14 protein-coding genes are annotated in these 17240 nt (G+C 47.9%); 2 read left to right on the forward strand and 12 right to left on the reverse strand.

Features of this window, described 5'->3' with window-relative positions; translation table 11 throughout:
• Window positions 1–254: 254 nt before the first annotated feature.
• The 3 genes from hflC to IDZ20_RS10405 all read right to left on the reverse strand — a co-directional run bounded on the left by hflC (window position 255) and on the right by IDZ20_RS10405 (window position 3185).
• Window positions 255–1226: a protease modulator HflC gene (hflC, locus tag IDZ20_RS10395; RefSeq protein WP_188151374.1), complete on the reverse strand. Its 972-nt coding sequence runs from the start codon at window positions 1224–1226 to the stop codon at window positions 255–257.
• Window positions 1219–2286, reverse strand: a complete 1068-nt coding sequence (gene hflK / locus IDZ20_RS10400) for an FtsH protease activity modulator HflK (protein ID WP_188151375.1) — start codon at window positions 2284–2286, stop codon at window positions 1219–1221. The genes hflC and hflK overlap by 8 nt, the downstream gene beginning before the upstream one ends.
• 266 nt (window positions 2287–2552) lie before the next feature.
• Window positions 2553–3185: a YchE family NAAT transporter gene (locus IDZ20_RS10405; RefSeq protein ID WP_188151376.1), complete on the reverse strand. Its 633-nt coding sequence runs from the start codon at window positions 3183–3185 to the stop codon at window positions 2553–2555.
• A 226-nt stretch (window positions 3186–3411) separates the two neighbouring features.
• On the opposite strand from IDZ20_RS10405, the gene IDZ20_RS10410 reads away from it, so the two are divergent.
• A complete protein-coding gene (locus IDZ20_RS10410) occupies window positions 3412–3633 on the forward strand; it encodes a hypothetical protein (RefSeq protein ID WP_188151377.1) in 222 nt (73 codons plus the stop codon).
• A gap of 8 nt (window positions 3634–3641) precedes the next feature.
• Here IDZ20_RS10410 and IDZ20_RS10415 read toward each other — a convergent pair whose 3' ends face one another.
• Together IDZ20_RS10415 and IDZ20_RS10420 are read right to left on the reverse strand one after the other, a co-directional pair.
• Window positions 3642–4496, reverse strand: a complete 855-nt coding sequence (locus tag IDZ20_RS10415) for a transglutaminase family protein (RefSeq protein ID WP_188151378.1) — start codon at window positions 4494–4496, stop codon at window positions 3642–3644.
• A 255-nt stretch (window positions 4497–4751) separates the two neighbouring features.
• On the reverse strand, window positions 4752–4982 hold the full coding sequence (locus IDZ20_RS10420) for a DUF2061 domain-containing protein (protein ID WP_188151379.1): 231 nt from the start codon (window positions 4980–4982) through the stop codon (window positions 4752–4754).
• 337 nt (window positions 4983–5319) lie between these two features.
• Here IDZ20_RS10420 and IDZ20_RS10425 point away from each other — a divergent pair, with 337 nt between their 5' ends.
• Window positions 5320–7641, forward strand: a complete 2322-nt coding sequence (locus IDZ20_RS10425; protein ID WP_188151380.1) for a heavy metal translocating P-type ATPase — start codon at window positions 5320–5322, stop codon at window positions 7639–7641.
• Here IDZ20_RS10425 and gorA read toward each other — a convergent pair.
• From gorA to IDZ20_RS10460, 7 genes are all read right to left on the reverse strand, one after another.
• Entirely contained in the window at window positions 7638–9038 is a 1401-nt protein-coding gene (gene gorA / locus IDZ20_RS10430) for a glutathione-disulfide reductase (RefSeq protein WP_188151381.1), read from the reverse strand. The two genes, IDZ20_RS10425 and gorA, sit on opposite strands and share 4 nt — an antisense overlap.
• A 429-nt stretch (window positions 9039–9467) precedes the next feature.
• Entirely contained in the window at window positions 9468–10847 is a 1380-nt protein-coding gene (gene cysG, locus IDZ20_RS10435; protein ID WP_188151382.1) for a siroheme synthase CysG, read from the reverse strand.
• Between the two features lie 40 nt (window positions 10848–10887).
• Window positions 10888–12174 (reverse strand): serine--tRNA ligase, encoded by a 1287-nt coding sequence (gene serS, locus IDZ20_RS10440; protein ID WP_188151383.1) that lies wholly within the window; start codon window positions 12172–12174, stop codon window positions 10888–10890.
• Between the two features lie 10 nt (window positions 12175–12184).
• Complete coding sequence (crcB, locus tag IDZ20_RS10445; RefSeq protein ID WP_188151384.1) at window positions 12185–12556, reverse strand: fluoride efflux transporter CrcB; 372 nt, start codon at window positions 12554–12556, stop codon at window positions 12185–12187.
• A gap of 69 nt (window positions 12557–12625) precedes the next feature.
• Window positions 12626–13978 carry a replication-associated recombination protein A gene (locus IDZ20_RS10450; protein ID WP_188151385.1) on the reverse strand — a complete coding sequence of 451 codons (1353 nt, stop codon included), beginning with the start codon at window positions 13976–13978 and terminating at the stop codon, window positions 12626–12628.
• Window positions 13979–13986: 8 nt separating this feature from the next.
• Window positions 13987–14766 (reverse strand): outer membrane lipoprotein periplasmic chaperone LolA, encoded by a 780-nt coding sequence (lolA, locus tag IDZ20_RS10455; RefSeq protein WP_188151386.1) that lies wholly within the window; start codon window positions 14764–14766, stop codon window positions 13987–13989.
• 56 nt (window positions 14767–14822) lie between these two features.
• Entirely contained in the window at window positions 14823–17198 is a 2376-nt protein-coding gene (locus tag IDZ20_RS10460) for a DNA translocase FtsK (protein WP_188151387.1), read from the reverse strand.
• Window positions 17199–17240 lie beyond the last annotated feature (42 nt).

The raw sequence follows: 17240 nt of genomic DNA on the forward strand, positions 1-17240 counted from the left end.
CTTTGATACTTCGTTATTGCTCGATTTTTTTAGTTTCTTTGCATTCTTTTTCTCTTTGGTGCTTAGCAAAGAGGGTTTTTTACTTTCTTTTTTACTGTCTCTATTTTTGCTCATGTTATGTAGTCCTTTGTGATATCAATAAAGGTTCGACGAATATCGAACCGTGTTGAAATATGACTAAAATAGTTTAGCTGAACGCTTAACCTAGATTGATCACCGCGCTTGTGGTGATCAATCTACAACTACAACATAAGCTATCGCTGGCTAGGTTTTATTCCCTTCAGATATTTAAATAGGTCGCTATTTGTCGACATGATCAAGGTTGTTTCAGAGCCTACAATTGACTGATAGGCGGCCATGGTGCGTGTGAATTCATAAAACTCCGCAGACGCTTTACTCTGATTGTAGGCTTTTGAGTAGATGTCGGCGGCAAGAGCATCTGCCTCACCGCGAATCTCTTCGACTTCTTGATACGCTTCTGACTGAATTTTATTAAGATCGCGAACGCGGTTGCCTCGAATTCTGGCTGCCTCGCCGTTACCTTCCGATAAAAATCGTTCGGCAATCTGACGTCGTTCACTGATCATGCGGTCATAGATTTTGGGTCGAACACTGGCGTTGTAGTTGATGCGTTTAAAACGAATATCCAGTAGTTCTATGCCAAACACTTTGACTTTTTCAGCTGCCGATTTAAAGATTTCATTCTCTACGACTTTGCGTCCCTTTTGGATAGGCACAAGGCTACCCATATCTAACCTCTTTTCAGCGTCGGTAAGTGATTCGTCGCGCTGGGGAAGTCGGTCTTTAGAGGTGCGAATAATTTCAATCAATTCGTGCTTTGCTACCGCATTGCGAGTCTCACTGCCGAGGATGTCGTCCAACCGTGACTGAGCGCTGCGTTCATCTCGTAGACGAAGAAAATATTGCAGTGGATCGGTAATGCGCCAGCGAGCAAACAAGTCGACGGATATGTAAAGCTTGTCTTTGGTGGGCATGTCGGAAGGGTTTCCGTCCCACTCAAGAACGCGCTTTTCAATAGGATTAACTTCCTGAATAAACGGCATTTTAATTTTTAAACCAGCCTCTACAATCGGTTCGCCTACGGGCTTACCAAACTGGGTGACTATCACCTGCTCCACTTCGTTAACGGTGTAGAGAGCGTTGTTTAGTACAAAAATACCGACTGCAGATACAATCGCAATGGGAATTAAGGTTAACTTATTCATTATTGCTGCCCCTTTTCCCATCTAAATTCATTAAAGGCAATATACCTTGGGCGCTTTCATCCATTATGAATTTCGCTTTGATTTTTGGCATAACCTCTTGCATTGTTTCTAGGTAAATTCGTCGTCGAGTGACTTCAGGCGCTTTTAAATACTCTTCCAACAATGCGTTAAACCTAGCTGCATCACCTTCTGCTTCATTAATGCGTTTTAATCGATAACCATCCGCTTCGCGAATACGCTGATCTTTTTCACCTTCAGCCAAAGGAATTACTTTGTTGTAGTCTCGACGCGCTTCGTTAATTAACTTTTCTTTTTCCTGCTGGGCCTGATTCACTTCATTAAAGGATTCTTGTACAGGTTTTGGTGGGTTAATATTTTTGAGTTGCACCTGGTCAATACTGATACCCATGGCGTATTTAGTTGAAAAAGCCTGCATCTTAATGAGCGCTTCAGATTCAATCTCTTGTCTACCAATGGTTAGTACTTCATCAACCGTGCGATCACCAACAACTTCACGCATAACAGATTCGGATACATAGCGTAGGGTTTCGCTAGGCTCTCGCACTTCGAACAAGAATTTAACGGGGTCTAAAATACGGTATTGCACGACCCATTCAACTAGCGCGGCATTTAGGTCGCCGGTAACCATTTGAGTTTCTCGTTGGGTGTCGTTTACCCGTGGGCTTTGATGTTTATCGGTAGCGCCGGGTGTACTAAAACCAAACTCCTGCTTCAGCTGACGTTTGATCGGTACGATTCTGGCTGTGTCGACACCAAAAGGTAGCTTGAAGTGGAGCCCTGGCGGCACATCTTTTACATATTTGCCAAAGCGCTGCACTACGGCCACGGAATCACTTGGAACCGTGTAGAACGAGCTCCATCCAAATACGCCGATAATAAAAATAAACAGAAGAACTAAGGAACTTGAAGGGCTGCCGCCGGGGAGAAGTGATTTAAATGGGTCTAAAAAATGGTTAATAATCTTAAACAGGTCGGGGGGAGAATTATTGCGATCGCCCCAAGGATTTCCCCGAGGATCTTTATCATTGTCGTGCGGCATATTAGATGCCTCCAGTAACAAGCAAAACGTTTTGCCATGCAGAACAAGTGGGGGTACAAAGCCAAAAATCAAGCTCTGATGCGAATTTAGTTATTTCACAAGCCCGTACTTTCGCTCTAGTTGCGGAAGCCAGCCTCTCCTTGTCTTAGTTTAAGCATCGATTGTGAGTTTTTGTGGCGTGATCTTCATTAAATCGCAATGCTATTCATTGGCAATATGATTGAGAATTCAGAGCGTTTCTGTGTGCCCTCTACCATCGATACCGTCTAGGCCAACACTGGAAACAAGCCTTTCAACCCATTAGCGATAAATTCAACCGCAATCGCCGCCAAAATCAACCCCATAATTCGGCTGAAAATATTAATTCCCGTTGCACCTACATGGCTAGCGATCCAGGACGAAAGCCGTAATACCCCCCAAACTAACAAGCTTAATAAACCAATGCCAAGTGCGATTATCAAATAGTGGCCAATATTACTATTTTTGTGTGCGGCTAAAATTACGGTACTAATTGCACCAGGCCCAGCGAGCAAGGGCATAGCCAAGGGGACAATAGCAATTGAGTCTTTATCCATAGACTCATTCGCTTCTTCTTCCGTTTGTCTTACCGGGCTGGTCTTTGCGTGTAGCATGGCGATAGCCATTAACAGTATTAGGATACCGCCGCCGACACGGAACGAATCCATACTGATGCCGAAAAACTTGAGCATTAACTCGCCGAAGAATAATACCGACAACAAAATAATCGCTAAACCGAAGGCGACACGATTAATGGTTTTCTGGCGTTGGGGCTTGTTGAAGCCCATGGTCATAGTAATAAACAGCGGTACTGCACCAAACGGATTGATAATGGCAACCAGCCCGATAAATATCTTTATATATTCAGCATACTCAAGCATTAATACAATCTCTGACAGGGGATTTTTAAACGGCGTAGAACACCTGTAGTTTGTGATATTTAGTGGTCAAGCTAAGATTCTCTTAAGCTTCGCGGTAGAAAATACTTACTATCTTAGGTGTGGTTGATTTAAGGAACGTTTTACCAGTAGAGCAATCTAAGTGACGCACGCCCTATTCAACCTCTATCAGAATTTAACGCAAAGGTTAGAGCTCAAGGAATTTCTTATGAAAAACATCTCCATGAAAAAAGCGGCTGTTGACAACGTATCTGCGCAAGACAGCAGCACTATCATTGCGGCTGATTCGCACCCTACTTTTATTCGTTACGTTAAATTATTGCTAGTTTCAGCAGTTCTGGGTGCAGGCGTGTTATACACACTAGATGCATTTAACCATTCGATGAACCCCAATACGCCGCCATCGAGCTTAGGTCAGCATTTTCAATAGCAGCCCAGCTATTCCAATGCTGCCACGCTAACACTAACGCTCATAGACGAGGTGGCAGAACCGACGTAAGCCCCTTCAATTGGTGGTACAGATTCCGGCAACCGCGCAACGGCTACAGAGATATAATCTGGCCCAACCACTAAGCCAGATGACGGGTCGAAGCCTTTCCAGCCCGCCCCCGGAAGGAACACCTCCGCCCAGGCATGAGTAGATCCCGGATCGCCCGGTGCCAATGTTGTAAACAAATAGCCGCTCACAAACCTTGCAGCAAAACCCAAGCGGCGCGCGACAACCAAAAATAAATTGGCCGCATCACGACAGGACCCAGAGTTGCAATTAAGTGACTCGAGCGGTGTTTGCACTCCAGGCTCTTCTCGGCGGCAATAGGTCAAGCGATTGTAAATAGCTTGGTTTATACGCATTAACAAAGCGAAGCTCTGAATCTTTTCGTTGGGGTGCCAGAGTTCAGCGACAAAATCCGATAGACCATCCGTTACCGGGAATGGCTTCGCTTCCATAAAGGGTAATAGTTCGGCGTGATCGTCGTTGTCATAGAGAAATGGGTAATAAAGGGCGTTTAGGCTAACCACGAAATTCAGCGGCGATTGGTCGTATTGCTGAATGACGATTTCACTCTCAACTACCAAAACAGAACTTGTTGTTTGAAACGAGGCAATTGCAACCGAATTACCGGCAACGTCTCTGTGCCATTGCAGCTGTGCATTTGGACTTATATTCAGTAACGAACGTTCGATACGGAGTTCGTGCCCTTCTCGAGGGCGCAGGCGCAAGGTGTGCGGCAATAGCTGAACACTGCCAGAAAAGGTGTATTCGGTTCGATGATTGATAATACAGCGCTTCATAGGCCGCTAGATTCTTTGCAATGCTGGTGAGCGAATCAAAAGTAGGTTGCTATCGCCTACCCTTGTAATATTGATTGATGACTATAGCGCGTTACGATGTCAGTGTATGTCAAATAGTCTGAAGCTCTGGCGCAAATGGTGCCAATTTATTGATTCAAGCAAAGCCAAAACACTTCGATTTCAGATATGTTACGACGAGATCCCATAGGTTCTGCTTTTACTGGCAAGAAGGTGTTAGCCGACGTCGTTCATAATCTAAGTGGGTTGCGCTGCGGAGTAGCTTACACCCGAATCGGGGCCCGCTTTATCAGGATTGCCCTTGGCTAACCTAGTCCAAAGCTTCTCATGAAAGAAGTATGCCACGCTGTTCACGGCTGGTTCTACTAGCGCTATAAGGCCGCCAACGACTATATCGCCCGTTAACAGCCAGGTGACGCCAAATGCTACGGTAAAGTGCATTGTTGCGAAGCTACAGGTCTTAGCCATTGCCAACCTCCTTAGATCTAATGCTGAGTTTTGTTAATGGGTAGTCTACTGAGCAACGCCTCTTAGCCATAGTTAATAAAGTGTAACGCTTTAATAGTTATAGTCTATTTGTATCGCTGCAAGGAGGTTAATAGTTAATGCAAATGAGGCGTAGGAGATTCTTAAAAGCCGTAAAGCGTTCGTCTAGACAAAGGCGGCGACATAGTGCTCTGGTTTCTAACAGCTTCACGAGCGAATTCGCTGCGTCTCGGGCAACAATCCGAAAGCGTAGTCTACTTTTACCTGTCGACTAGGCACCTACCGACTAGGGTATCGATCACCAAATAGGGAGCGACCAATGGATAGCAGTCATTGCCATGCTGAGACCAAGCAAACTTCAAATTCAGGAACAAATAACCTGCCGACCACATCGTCCGAGAGCAACCAAATTGAATTGCATATTGAGGGGGTAAGCTGTGCCAGTTGTGTCGCAAAAGTTGAAGGCGCGCTTAACGCTGTAGCAAAGGTTCGCCGCGCCGAAATGAATTTCCCACAGCGCACAGTCGCGGTGTTTGGATCAGCCGAAATCGATAAGTTAATCGCAGCAGTAGCCGCCGCGGGATACAAGGCAAAACTCAGCGAAAACGAAAGCGATGCCGATACATTGGGAAAAAAAGAAAAATCTGATCGCGTTACTTATCATCGCCTGCTGCGCGATATGGCCATCGCATTAGCGCTGGGTATACCACTCATGCTGTACGGTGTTTTGGTTGGTGATATGACCATTACCACCACACTCGAACGTATTGTTTGGTTGGTTGTTGGCTTAATGACCTTAAGCGTTATGATTCTTTCCGGACGGCACTTCTATGTGGGCGCGTGGAAGTCTATCAAGAATCGCTCGGCTAATATGGATACCCTAATTGCACTCGGAACCGGTACAGCCTGGTTTTATTCTATGTGTGTAGTCGTTGCGCCAGGCCTATTCCCGGAAATGGCGCGGCACGTCTACTTTGAGGCAACGGCAATGATTATCGGCTTGATAAATTTAGGCCTTGCGCTCGAATTAAAAGCCCGTGGGCGTACCAGTGAAGCCATAAAGCGCTTGATTGGTTTACAAGCTAATACCGCGCGCGTGGTTAGAGACAATGAAGAGATCGATATTGCCATTGATGAGGTGAGATTAGAGGATTTAGTGCGTGTGCGTCCTGGTGAGAAAATCCCAGTTGACGGCTCTGTGGTATCTGGCCATACCGCTGTGGATGAATCGATGCTTACTGGCGAGCCTATGCCAAAAGAAAAAGTCGGCGGAGACGAGGTGGTTGCAGGAACCTTAAATAAAACCGGCACAATTGTTTTTAAAACTACCCGCGTTGGTAAAGATACAGCGCTAGCGCACATTATTAGCATGGTAAAACGCGCGCAAAACGCTAAGCCCCCTATTGGTCGATTAGCGGATTCTATTTCAGCTTATTTTGTACCCGCAGTAATAATTATCGCCCTGCTAAGTGCTGTTGTCTGGCTAGTCATTGGCCCTCAACCCGTTATTGCTTATGCCGTTATTTCCGCCACAACCGTGCTCATTATTGCTTGCCCCTGTGCGCTGGGTTTGGCTACACCCATGTCGGTAATGGTGGGGGTCGGTAAAGCGGCTGAGGCGGGAGTGCTGATAAGAAATGGCGAGGCGCTGCAAACCGCATCGAAAATCACCACAATGCTATTGGATAAAACCGGCACCATTACACTCGGCACGCCGAAAGTTACCGATGTGGTCGTCGCTTCGGGCTATAGCGAAGCGGAGGTTATAAAGCTAGCAGCAAGTCTTGAATCCTCATCTGAACACCCTTTGGCTATTGCGATTCTCGAGGAGGCACGTGATCGCGAGATTACGTTAGTAGCGGCCTCAGAGTTTGAAGCCATAGCCGGTCACGGCGTTTCCGCACTTGTCGACAATAAACGGGTTTTATTTGGCAATGAAAAACTCTTAAACAAATATGACGTATCTCTAACTGACGCTACAGATCATCTAAAACAAGCAAAGCAATTAGCTGAGCAAGCCAAAACCCCTATCTACTGCGCAATTGACAACAAGTTCGCGGGAATAATTGCCGTCGCCGACCCAATTAAAGATGACTCGATTGACGCGATTAAACGTATTCAAAATAATGGCATTCGAGTGATTATGTTAACCGGTGACAATGTCGATACGGCGAGAGCCGTTGCTAAAAGCGTGGGCATAACCGACTTTTTTGCCGATGTGCTCCCAGAGGATAAAGCGAAAAAAGTAGAAGAGTTACAGCGGGCGGGTGAAATTGTTGGTATGACTGGAGATGGCATCAATGACGCTCCTGCACTTGCCTTAGCCAATGTCGGCTTCGCAATTGGCACAGGTACAGACGTAGCAATAGAGAGCGCCGATATCACGCTAATGCGCGGCTCTTTACACGGCCTAGGTGATGCCATTGCGATCAGTAAAGCAACGCTGCGCAATATAAAACAAAACTTTTTAGGAGCGTTTATTTACAACGTTGCCGGCATACCTATAGCCGCCGGGATATTGTTTCCCTTTTTTGGATTTCTACTGAACCCTGTAATAGCCGGTGCAGCGATGGCATTTTCATCCCTTACCGTGGTGACCAATGCCAATCGCCTGCGGCTGTTCAAACCTCAAGATCATTAAGCGCTCGGCGCGATATAGGGTTCACGCATAGTTACAAACTCTTCCGCCGCGGTTGGGTGTATACCAATGGTATTATCAAATTGCGATTTAGTTGCACCGGCGCTTATCGCTATGGCAATGCCTTGAATAATCTCACCCGCTTCGGGGCCAACCATATGCGCACCTATAACGCGATCGTTATCGCTGTTAACAATAAGTTTCATTAAAGTTCGCTCTGTGGAGCCGCTAATGGTGTTTTTAAGTGCGCGGAATTCGCTGCGATAAATTGTGACCGGTAGCTGCTCGGCGCGAGCTTGCTCTTCGGTATAGCCGACTGTTGCAATATTCGGCTGACAGAACACCGCCGTTGCAATATTTTTATAGTCGAGATTAATCGGTTGTTGCGCAAACAAATAACGCGCTAATGCCATTCCCTCTGCCAGTGCTACGGGCGTAAGTGCAACGCGGTCAATCACATCGCCTACCGCATAAATAGAATCAATATTAGTTTGGAAGTTATCGTTAACCTTTATCGCGCCGTTGCGTTTTAATTCTACGCCGAGATCTTCCAAGCCTAGGTTGGATGTTTTTGGGTCACGGCCTATCGCGGTTACAACAGCGTCAACGTCTACGGTTTTTTCTACAGTTTTTCCCTGCTCGTCGGTATGTAGCAGCGACACCTGCAGTTTTTTGTTATCAAGCTGTTTGATTTCGCGAATCGTAGTGTTCAGGGAAAGGTGAATCCCCTTATCCGATATTTGTTGTGCGGCAAACTGCGCGATATCGGCATCGAAATGTTTGAGTATTTTCGGGCCGCGATACACCAACTCGGTTGCAACGCCTAGGCCATTCAGAATACCGGCAAATTCGACGGCAATATAACCGCCGCCTTCGACGATGACACTTTTCGGGAAACTCTCCATATAGAAGAATTGGTTAGAATTTACGGTAAGCTCGGCGCCCGGGTAACTCGGCTGTTTTGGCCAACCACCGGTAGCAATTAAGATTCGTGCGGCGCTATAAAGTTTACCGCCCACCTCTACGGTGTTGGCGTCGCGAAGCTTGCCGCGCCCTTCTATTACGGTAACCCCTGCCCCCTCTAAGATATTATTGTAGATGCCGTTTAAGCGCTGAATTTCCGCCGTTTTGTTATCGCGCAATCGCAGCCAATCAAAATCCGCTGGCTGTGAATTCCAGCCAAAGTTTTTTGCATCTTCAAAGTCTTCTTTGTAGTGAGAGGCGTAAACGAATAATTTTTTGGGGACACAGCCTACGTTCACACAGGTGCCGCCCATGTAGAGATCTTCTGTTATGGCTACACGAGCACCCAATTGTGAGGCAATGCGTGCGGCGCGTACGCCGCCAGAGCCGGCCCCAATTACAAATAAGTCAAATTGAAAATTACTAGCGTCAGACATGCGACAAAGATCCCCTTAGAAGCTAAGGCTCTATTGTAGTCTACGGGTTGTGAAGAAGTCGAAGCGGTTGCGGTGTAGTCATTCGTCAAGAATGCTATAGGATCGATTAGGCGTCTATATCGATGCGTGGAGTGCCTATGTCAGAGGCACGACGTCCACGGCTAGACCGAGATTCATAAACAGGGCGATTACCATGCTCGTTGCGTCTATCGGGGTTTTTACGTCGGTCTCTACCGCGCCACAGTTTGGTGTTAACGCGCTTTTCGTCGGTGTGCGTTTCTACGCCCTGGGTGGTTTGTCCACGCCGGGAGGTGGGGTTTAAAACCGGTATGGGCCGGTATGTAGGTTTAATCGAATCGACCATAACAAACATTAACAAATAGGTGGCTGTTAATTATTGTTTCGGCACGCGCTCCGAATAGTTTAACCCTAATTGGGTTTGTACCAATTCAAGCGGTCGTGCAGCAGTACTACATCGCCAATAATGAGCAAAGTTGGTGCATGAATTTCTTTACCTGCAATTAACTTGGGCAAGCTCGCAATTGTACCGATATGTACTTGCTGTTCTGGTAGCGTGCCGCGCTCTATCAACGCTGCCGGTGTGTCCACCGGTTTACCGTGGCTGATGAGCTCATTACAAATTTGTTCTAAAGCCGTTAAGCCCATATAAAAGACAAGGGTTTGATTGGCGGCAACGAATTCCGCCCAACTCAGATTAACAGCGCCTTCTTTAAGGTGCCCTGTAATAAATCGAACAGATTGTGAGTGATCGCGATGGGTCAGCGGAATACCCGCATAGGCGGAACAGCCAGAGGCAGCGGTTATACCAGGAACAACTTGAAAGGGAATATGGTTAGCCGCAAGCAAGTCAATTTCTTCGCCGCCTCGTCCAAAAATAAAGGGGTCGCCGCCTTTTAAACGCAGAACACGCTTGCCCTGTAGCGCCAAATCCACCAACAGTTGATTAATTTGGGTTTGCTCCATGGCGTGTTCACTACGGCGCTTACCAACGTAAATACGCTCCGCATCGCGGCGTACCATTTCCAGTATGGGTGTAGATACTAAGCGGTCGTATAGTACTACTTCAGCTTGTTGCATTAAACGCAGCGCTTTGAAGGTTAACAGATCCGGATCACCCGGCCCTGCCCCCACTAAATAGACTTCACCGCTGGTACTGCAGTCGGCTGCATCAATTTTCGCTCGAATTTCATCGACGACGGATTCGTCGCCGGCGATTATTTTTTCACCGATAGGCCCGCCAATAATAGATTCCCAAAAACGTCGCCGCGTCTCGCCATCTGGAAACGCTTTTTTTACCGCATCACGATACTGGCTGGCGATTTGCCCTAGGCGGCCAAAACCACCGGGAATCGTACTTTCCAGCATGGTGCGAACTTTTCGAGCCAGAACCGGCGCTTCGCCGCCACTGCTGATAGCAATAATGAGCGGGTTGCGGTCGACAATTGCGGGGGTAATAACGGTACAAAGGTCTGGACTATCGACAACATTTACCGGCAGGTTGCGCGCATTACAATCGCTTGCGACCTGCTCGTTAAGGTGGCGAATATCGGTAGCTGAAATCACGAGGACTTTATCGTCAATAAACGCTTGCCGATAAGTTTCGAAAAAAACTTGTCCGCCGGAGGCTGCAACGATTTGCTGCAGCTCGGCGGAAATTTCGGGTGCTACCACAAATATTTTTGCGTGCGCCTTCGCCAATAGCCGCGCTTTCCGTGTTGCGATGGTGCCGCCGCCAACCAATAAACACGGCCGATTTTTTAAATCAAAGAACAGCGGCAAATAATCCATCGTTTCGTACTACTCTAATATCTGGGGCTAATTAACATGACTATTTCGATGCTGCAGCAATCGACGTTTGACCGTTCATATAAGGTTGCAGCACGGCCGGTATTTCAAGTGAGCCGTCAGCCTGTTGATAGTTTTCCAAAATTGCCACTAGGGTTCGACCAATCGCGAGACCAGAACCGTTGACGGTATGCAGTAACTCGGGCTTGCCCGTTTCGGCGTTGCGGAAACGCGCTTTCATGCGGCGGGCTTGGAATTCACCAAAGCTACTGCAAGATGAAATTTCGCGATAGGTTTTTTGTGATGGCAACCAAACTTCTAGGTCATAGGTTTTGGTGCTAGAGAAACCTATATCGCCACCGCAGAGAATAACCTTGCGATATGGCAGACCCAATTGCTGCAAAATCAATTCGGCGTGGCCGGTTAATTCTTCAAGCGCAGCGGCTGAATTGTCTGGCTTCACAAACTGCACTAGCTCAACTTTTTCAAATTGATGCTGGCGAATCATACCGCGCGTATCACGGCCGTAACTTCCGGCTTCAGAACGGAAACAGGGTGAGTGACAAGCAAATTTAACCGGCAATGCGGCTTCATCTACGATTTCATCGCGCATTACGTTGGTAACGGGAACTTCAGCGGTAGGAATTAAATAGAGATCGCGGTCGTCGCGAAGCTTAAACAAGTCTTCTTCAAACTTAGGCAATTGGCCCGTACCAAATAGCGAATCTTTATTCACAATATAAGGGACGTAAATTTCGCTGTAACCATGTTCGCCGGTATGGGTATTCAACATAAATTGAATTAGCGCACGATGCATTCGGGCAATTGAGCCGGTCATAACTGCAAAACGGGAGCCTGTAATCTTACCGGCTGTTTCAAAATCTAGGCCGCCGAGTTCTGCACCAACATCGACATGATCTTTTACTTCAAAATCAAAACTACGCGGCTCGCCCCACTTGCTCACTTCAACGTTGTCGTCTTCACTCTTACCTTCTGGCACTTCGTCGGCCAGCAGGTTCGGAACGCTTTCTACGATATCGTTAAATTCGGTTTGCACGGCAGCGAGCTTTTCTTCGGCTTCGCTTAAGGCCTTCTTTAAGTTGTCGACTTCAGCTAGCAGTGGCGCAATGTCTTGGCCTTGGGCTTTTGCTTTGCCAATATTCTTGGAGCGAGTATTGCGTTCTTGTTGTAGATTTTCACACTCGACCTGGACAACTTTACGGGTGTCTTCAAGGGCGCGCAGGCGCTCTACGTCTAACTGATAGCCACGTTTACTTAGGCCTTTGGCGACTTCGTCTAGTTGGGTGCGAAACAGTTTAGGATCTAACATAGTGCTCTCGTTATAGTATTTTTTCTGTCAGGGTGATGGCGATATAAACAGCTAACAGACACAAGCCGAGACTAGCGCCCATATAAACACCAGCTAAGGGCCAGTTACCTGCTTGTATCAAATTTAGTGTTTCAATCGAAAAGCTCGAAAAAGTTGTAAAGGCTCCAAGAAAACCAACCATTAGTGGCTGCCGCATGGTTGCCGGTAGCAAACCTTTTTCGACTATGACGATATAGCAGACGCCCATTAAAAATGAGCCCAGCACATTTGCAGTTAAGGTTCCAAACGGGAATTTCGACGATTGCGGCGCTAGCGCCAACGAAACACCGTAGCGAGCCATTGCTCCAAAACTCCCGCCAATTGCAACTGCTAACCAAAGCATGAGCTCACCTCAATAATACGATTCGTTAATATTGATTGTTCGTTAATGTCGTTGGTGTACGTGTTACGGCTAATCCGATGGATCGCTAGCAGGGTTTGGTGCCTGCTCGTTTAAACGGCGCAAATGGCGTAACTTTTCTGCAATTTTTATTTCCAAGCCACGCTCGACCGGCTGATAGTATTGGCGCGGTTCCAGCTGATCAGGGAAATACACCTCACCGGCGGCAAATGCGTCCGGTTCATCATGCGCGTAGCGATAGCCGCGACCAAACTCCATATTCTTCATCAATGTCGTTGGTGCGTTGCGCAAATGATTGGGAACATCATAGCTCGGCTGCGAACGCACATCGGCCTTAGCGGCTTTGTAGGCATTATACACGGCGTTGCTTTTTGGTGCTGAGGCCAGATAAAGCACCGCCTGCGCCAGTGCCAACTCCCCTTCTGGGCTACCCAAGCGCTGCTGTACATCCCATGCATTAAGTGCAATTTCTAACCCGCGAGGGTCGGCATTGCCAATATCTTCTGTGGCCATACGCACAACTCGGCGGGCAATATACAGAGGGTCGCAGCCGCCGTCGAGCATTCGACTAAACCAATAGAGTGATGCGTCTGGATCCGAGCCACGTACAGATTTATGCAGGGCAGAAATTTGCTCGTAAAAGAGATCACCGCCCTTATCAAAGCGGCGAACATCGCCTAGCAGAACCTGCTCAAGCAAGTCACGGGTGATAAGACCATCGTCATCGACAAGGTCACTAGCGATTTCTAGGATATTTAACACCCTGCGCGCATCACCATCGGCCGCGCTAATCAGCATTTGGATTTCGGTATCGCCAATCTGCAACTGACGTTCCAACAACCCCTGCTCGCTAGTAAGTGCCCTATCCACAAGTTGCTGCATTTGCGCTGGACTAAAACGTTGTAATACATACACGCGGCAGCGCGATAGCAAAGCGTTATTAACTTCGAAAGAAGGGTTTTCCGTGGTTGCGCCAATAAAGGTAATGGTGCCGTCTTCTACATAGGGCAAAAAAGCATCTTGCTGAGACTTGTTAAACCTATGTACTTCGTCGATAAACAATAGCGTTTTTCGGCCGCGCATCTGTAATTGATGCTCGGCATCGGTAATGGCGGCACGAATTTCCTTAACCCCGGCGAGTACTGCAGAAATCGATACGAAGTTCGCGTTAACTTCATTCGCCAACAGTTTCGCAAGGGAGGTTTTACCGGTTCCCGGTGGGCCCCATAAAATCATTGAGTGCACTTGACCCAGTTCGATACATTTGCGCAGTGGCTTGCCGGCCCCTAGCAAATGGTCTTGGCCAAGGTATTGATCTAGGTTCTGGGGTCGAAGACGGGCCGCAAGCGGCTGAAATTGGCTAGCCGCTCGAGCTTGGTCATCTGTAAATAAATCGGAGGACATCGGTTTTGCTAGTTACCGCTAATAAGGTCTACGCCTTCAGGAGGAATAAAATTGAAAATTTCGGAATCCATCGGCTGATTGACTTCAAGATCGCTGAACGAAATCTCGGTGATTTGATCCAGCTTATCTATAAGCTCAAGCCGCACCAACGCGCCAGAGGCATCAAACGAAAAACTCAATTTTTGAAAGCCCGAGTCGCCACTTTTCAAACTGGTCATTTGATAGTTTTCGGCTTTCTTAGCGCGCTGGTCTGAATTGAGTTTTTTTGAATCAAGTTGCTCGACGAAATACTGCCCTTGCAGCAAACTAAAATCACCGGTAAGGATCTGCGCGGGGCTGGAATTCATTTTTTCTTTAGGGGTAACCGTGACCTGTTCTAAGTCTGGGTCGTAGACCCACAAACTTTCGGCGTTGGCGATGACTACCTGCTCAAAGGGAGGCTGAGTTTCCCAGTGAAAAAGACCCGGCTGCTTTAAGTTTGCGCGCCCTTCCGTTTTCTGTAGCAATTTACCGTCGCGGTTAAATAGGTTTTGCTCAAAGTTTGCGCTAAAAGTTTTGATGGAGTTTAAACGTGCACTAAGTTGACGGCTAGCGGCTGAGGTTTGATCGTTTTGTAGTTCTACTGCTAGCGTTTTACTTGTTAAAACTGCCTGCCCATAGGCTTGGTTAACGATTGTTAATGGCGCAACGGTGAACACGGCAACGCAGGCTGAACGCGCACAAAAATTGACGATGCGTGAGACCTTAATTCGAGGATTCACGCAACTACTTAAAAAAGGTTGAGCCATTTGGTTAGGTCCTTAAAAATTTATCCTAATCACTTTTGATCTAAGTGCTCTAGGTTTTAGCGTTTAGGTGGTGCCGGGGCCAAAACCTCGCGGCTACCGTTGGTACCCATTGGCGTTATCACGCCGGCGGCTTCCATATCTTCAATTAAGCGAGCGGCACGGTTATAGCCCACTCTAAGTTTTCGCTGTACCGATGAAATACTCGCTTTACGGGTTTCGGTAACAAAGGCCAAGGCCTCGTCGTATAACGGATCCGATTCGGCCTCGGCGCCTCCTTCGTTTTCTGTAGCAAACCCCGGCACTGCAATATTCGAGACTTCGTCGCTGAAGATCTCTTCGAGGTAATCCGGTTGGCCGCGTTTTTTCCAGTCGGCGACAACACGGTGTACTTCATGGTCATCAATAAAGGCACCGTGTACACGTACGGTGACGGCCGTACCCGGTGGTAAAAAGAGCATATCGCCGTGACCAAGTAACTGCTCGGCCCCGCCTTGATCTAGAATTGTCCGCGAATCAATTTTTGATGAAACCTGAAACGCCATTCGCGTCGGTACGTTAGCTTTAATCAGTCCGGTAATAACATCGACCGACGGTCGCTGGGTTGCAAGAATCATATGTATTCCCGCCGCACGTGCTTTTTGGGCAATACGCGCAATCAATTGTTCCACTTTTTTACCGACGATCATCATCATATCGGCGAATTCGTCGATCACAATTACGATAAACGGCATGGTGGTAAGGTTTGGTGCAGTTGGATTCTCTTGTCCGATCAAGCCTTCTTCTTCGGGGTTCCAGAACGGATCGGCGATAGGTGTTCCGGCCTTGTCGGCATCTTTCACTTTTTTGTTGTAGCCGGCGATATTACGAACCCCCATCGCCGCCATAAGTTTGTAGCGTCGCTCCATTTCCCCCACACACCAACGCAGCCCCGTGGAGGCGTCTTTCATATCGGTAATCACCGGCGTGAGCAAATGCGGAATACCTTCGTATACCGATAGCTCCAACATCTTTGGGTCGACCAGTATTAAGCGAACATCTTCTGGCGTCGCTTTATACAGCATACTGATAATCATCGAGTTCACACCCACCGACTTACCCGAGCCGGTGGTACCCGCCACCAACAGGTGGGGCATTTTCGCGAGATCGGCAATCACCGGTTCGCCCGAAATATCGTGCCCCAAGGCAAGCGTAAGTGGTGATTTAGAGCGTTCGTAAAGATCAGAATTGACAACCTCACTCAAACGTACCATTTCGCGGTATTCGTTTGGTATTTCAACGCCGACTACCGACTTACCCTGAATTACCTCAACCACACGCACGCTGATGACAGCCAGCGAACGCGCCAAATCTTTTGCCAAGTTGGTAATCTTACTTACTTTTACACCGGCGGCGGGCTGGATTTCGAACCGTGTAACCACTGGCCCGGGCAGTACACCGACAACTTCTGCCACGACGCCAAAGTCTTTTAGCTTCAGCTCAAGTAAGCGCGACATGCCTTCGAGCGACTCTTGCGAATAGCCTTTGTCGCTTTTCACATTTGCTGGCTCTAACAGGCTAATTGGTGGTAACTCACCGACGGGGGGAGCATCGTTAAAGTCGAGTTTTTGTTGTTTTTCTTTTGCAGCACGAGCGCTGGGCTGGGCCACCGCTTTCGGTGGCGTAATCGTCGGAGCTTTACGCTTTTCCTCTATCTTTACCTGAACGCGTGCGGCTTCACGACGCTCGGCAACGGCTTGTTTGGCGAGTTTCCGTTCGGCCCGATTACCACGCCAGACGATAAGGCGCTGCTGCATCCAAGTAAGTGCGCGCAAGACCGCACCACCGAGCACGTCCATAACCGTAAACCACGAAATATCGATAAAGATGGTTAAGCCGAACAGTAGCATTGCCAAAAGAACAAGCGACCCGCCAAGGTAGCCAAATGCACCATCGACGGCCACGGCGGTGGTGAGGCCGAGGTAGCCACCGCTTGAAAACGGCAGGCTGGAGTGTTCTTGGCCATATTGCATTACCGCAATGGCGGTGCCCGCCAGCATCACTAAGCCAAAACCGATCGCACGTAGTGCCAATAATAGAGGATCTAACTGAGCGCCGGCCTTATCGCGAAGCAACATAACAACTTGGTACGCGAGCATCAGCGGAAACAAGAAGGCTAAGTTGCCGAACAAGGAGTAAAATACGTCGGCAAGCCAAGCACCGGCGGGACCGCAAGCGTTGATGATATCGCCGCCAGAGCCTGTTTTTGACCAGCCGGGGTCTTGATCACTATAGGTTGTTAGCGCCAGCAACAGGTAAGCGCAGAGTGCAATCAATACGATTAGCACCCCTTCACGTAGAATCTTGACGGCAAGCTGAGAAGCCGCTGGGCTGCTATTGCGGGCGTCATCAAGTTGCAAAGATTTAGTTTTGTTGGGTTTTGTAGCTTTACTCAAAATGGGATCCGAAACGTTTAGCGTTTTATTATGGCGCCAACA

Origin of the sequence: Teredinibacter waterburyi (assembly GCF_001922985.1) — a bacterium.
Lineage (GTDB): Bacteria > Pseudomonadota > Gammaproteobacteria > Pseudomonadales > Cellvibrionaceae > Teredinibacter > Teredinibacter waterburyi.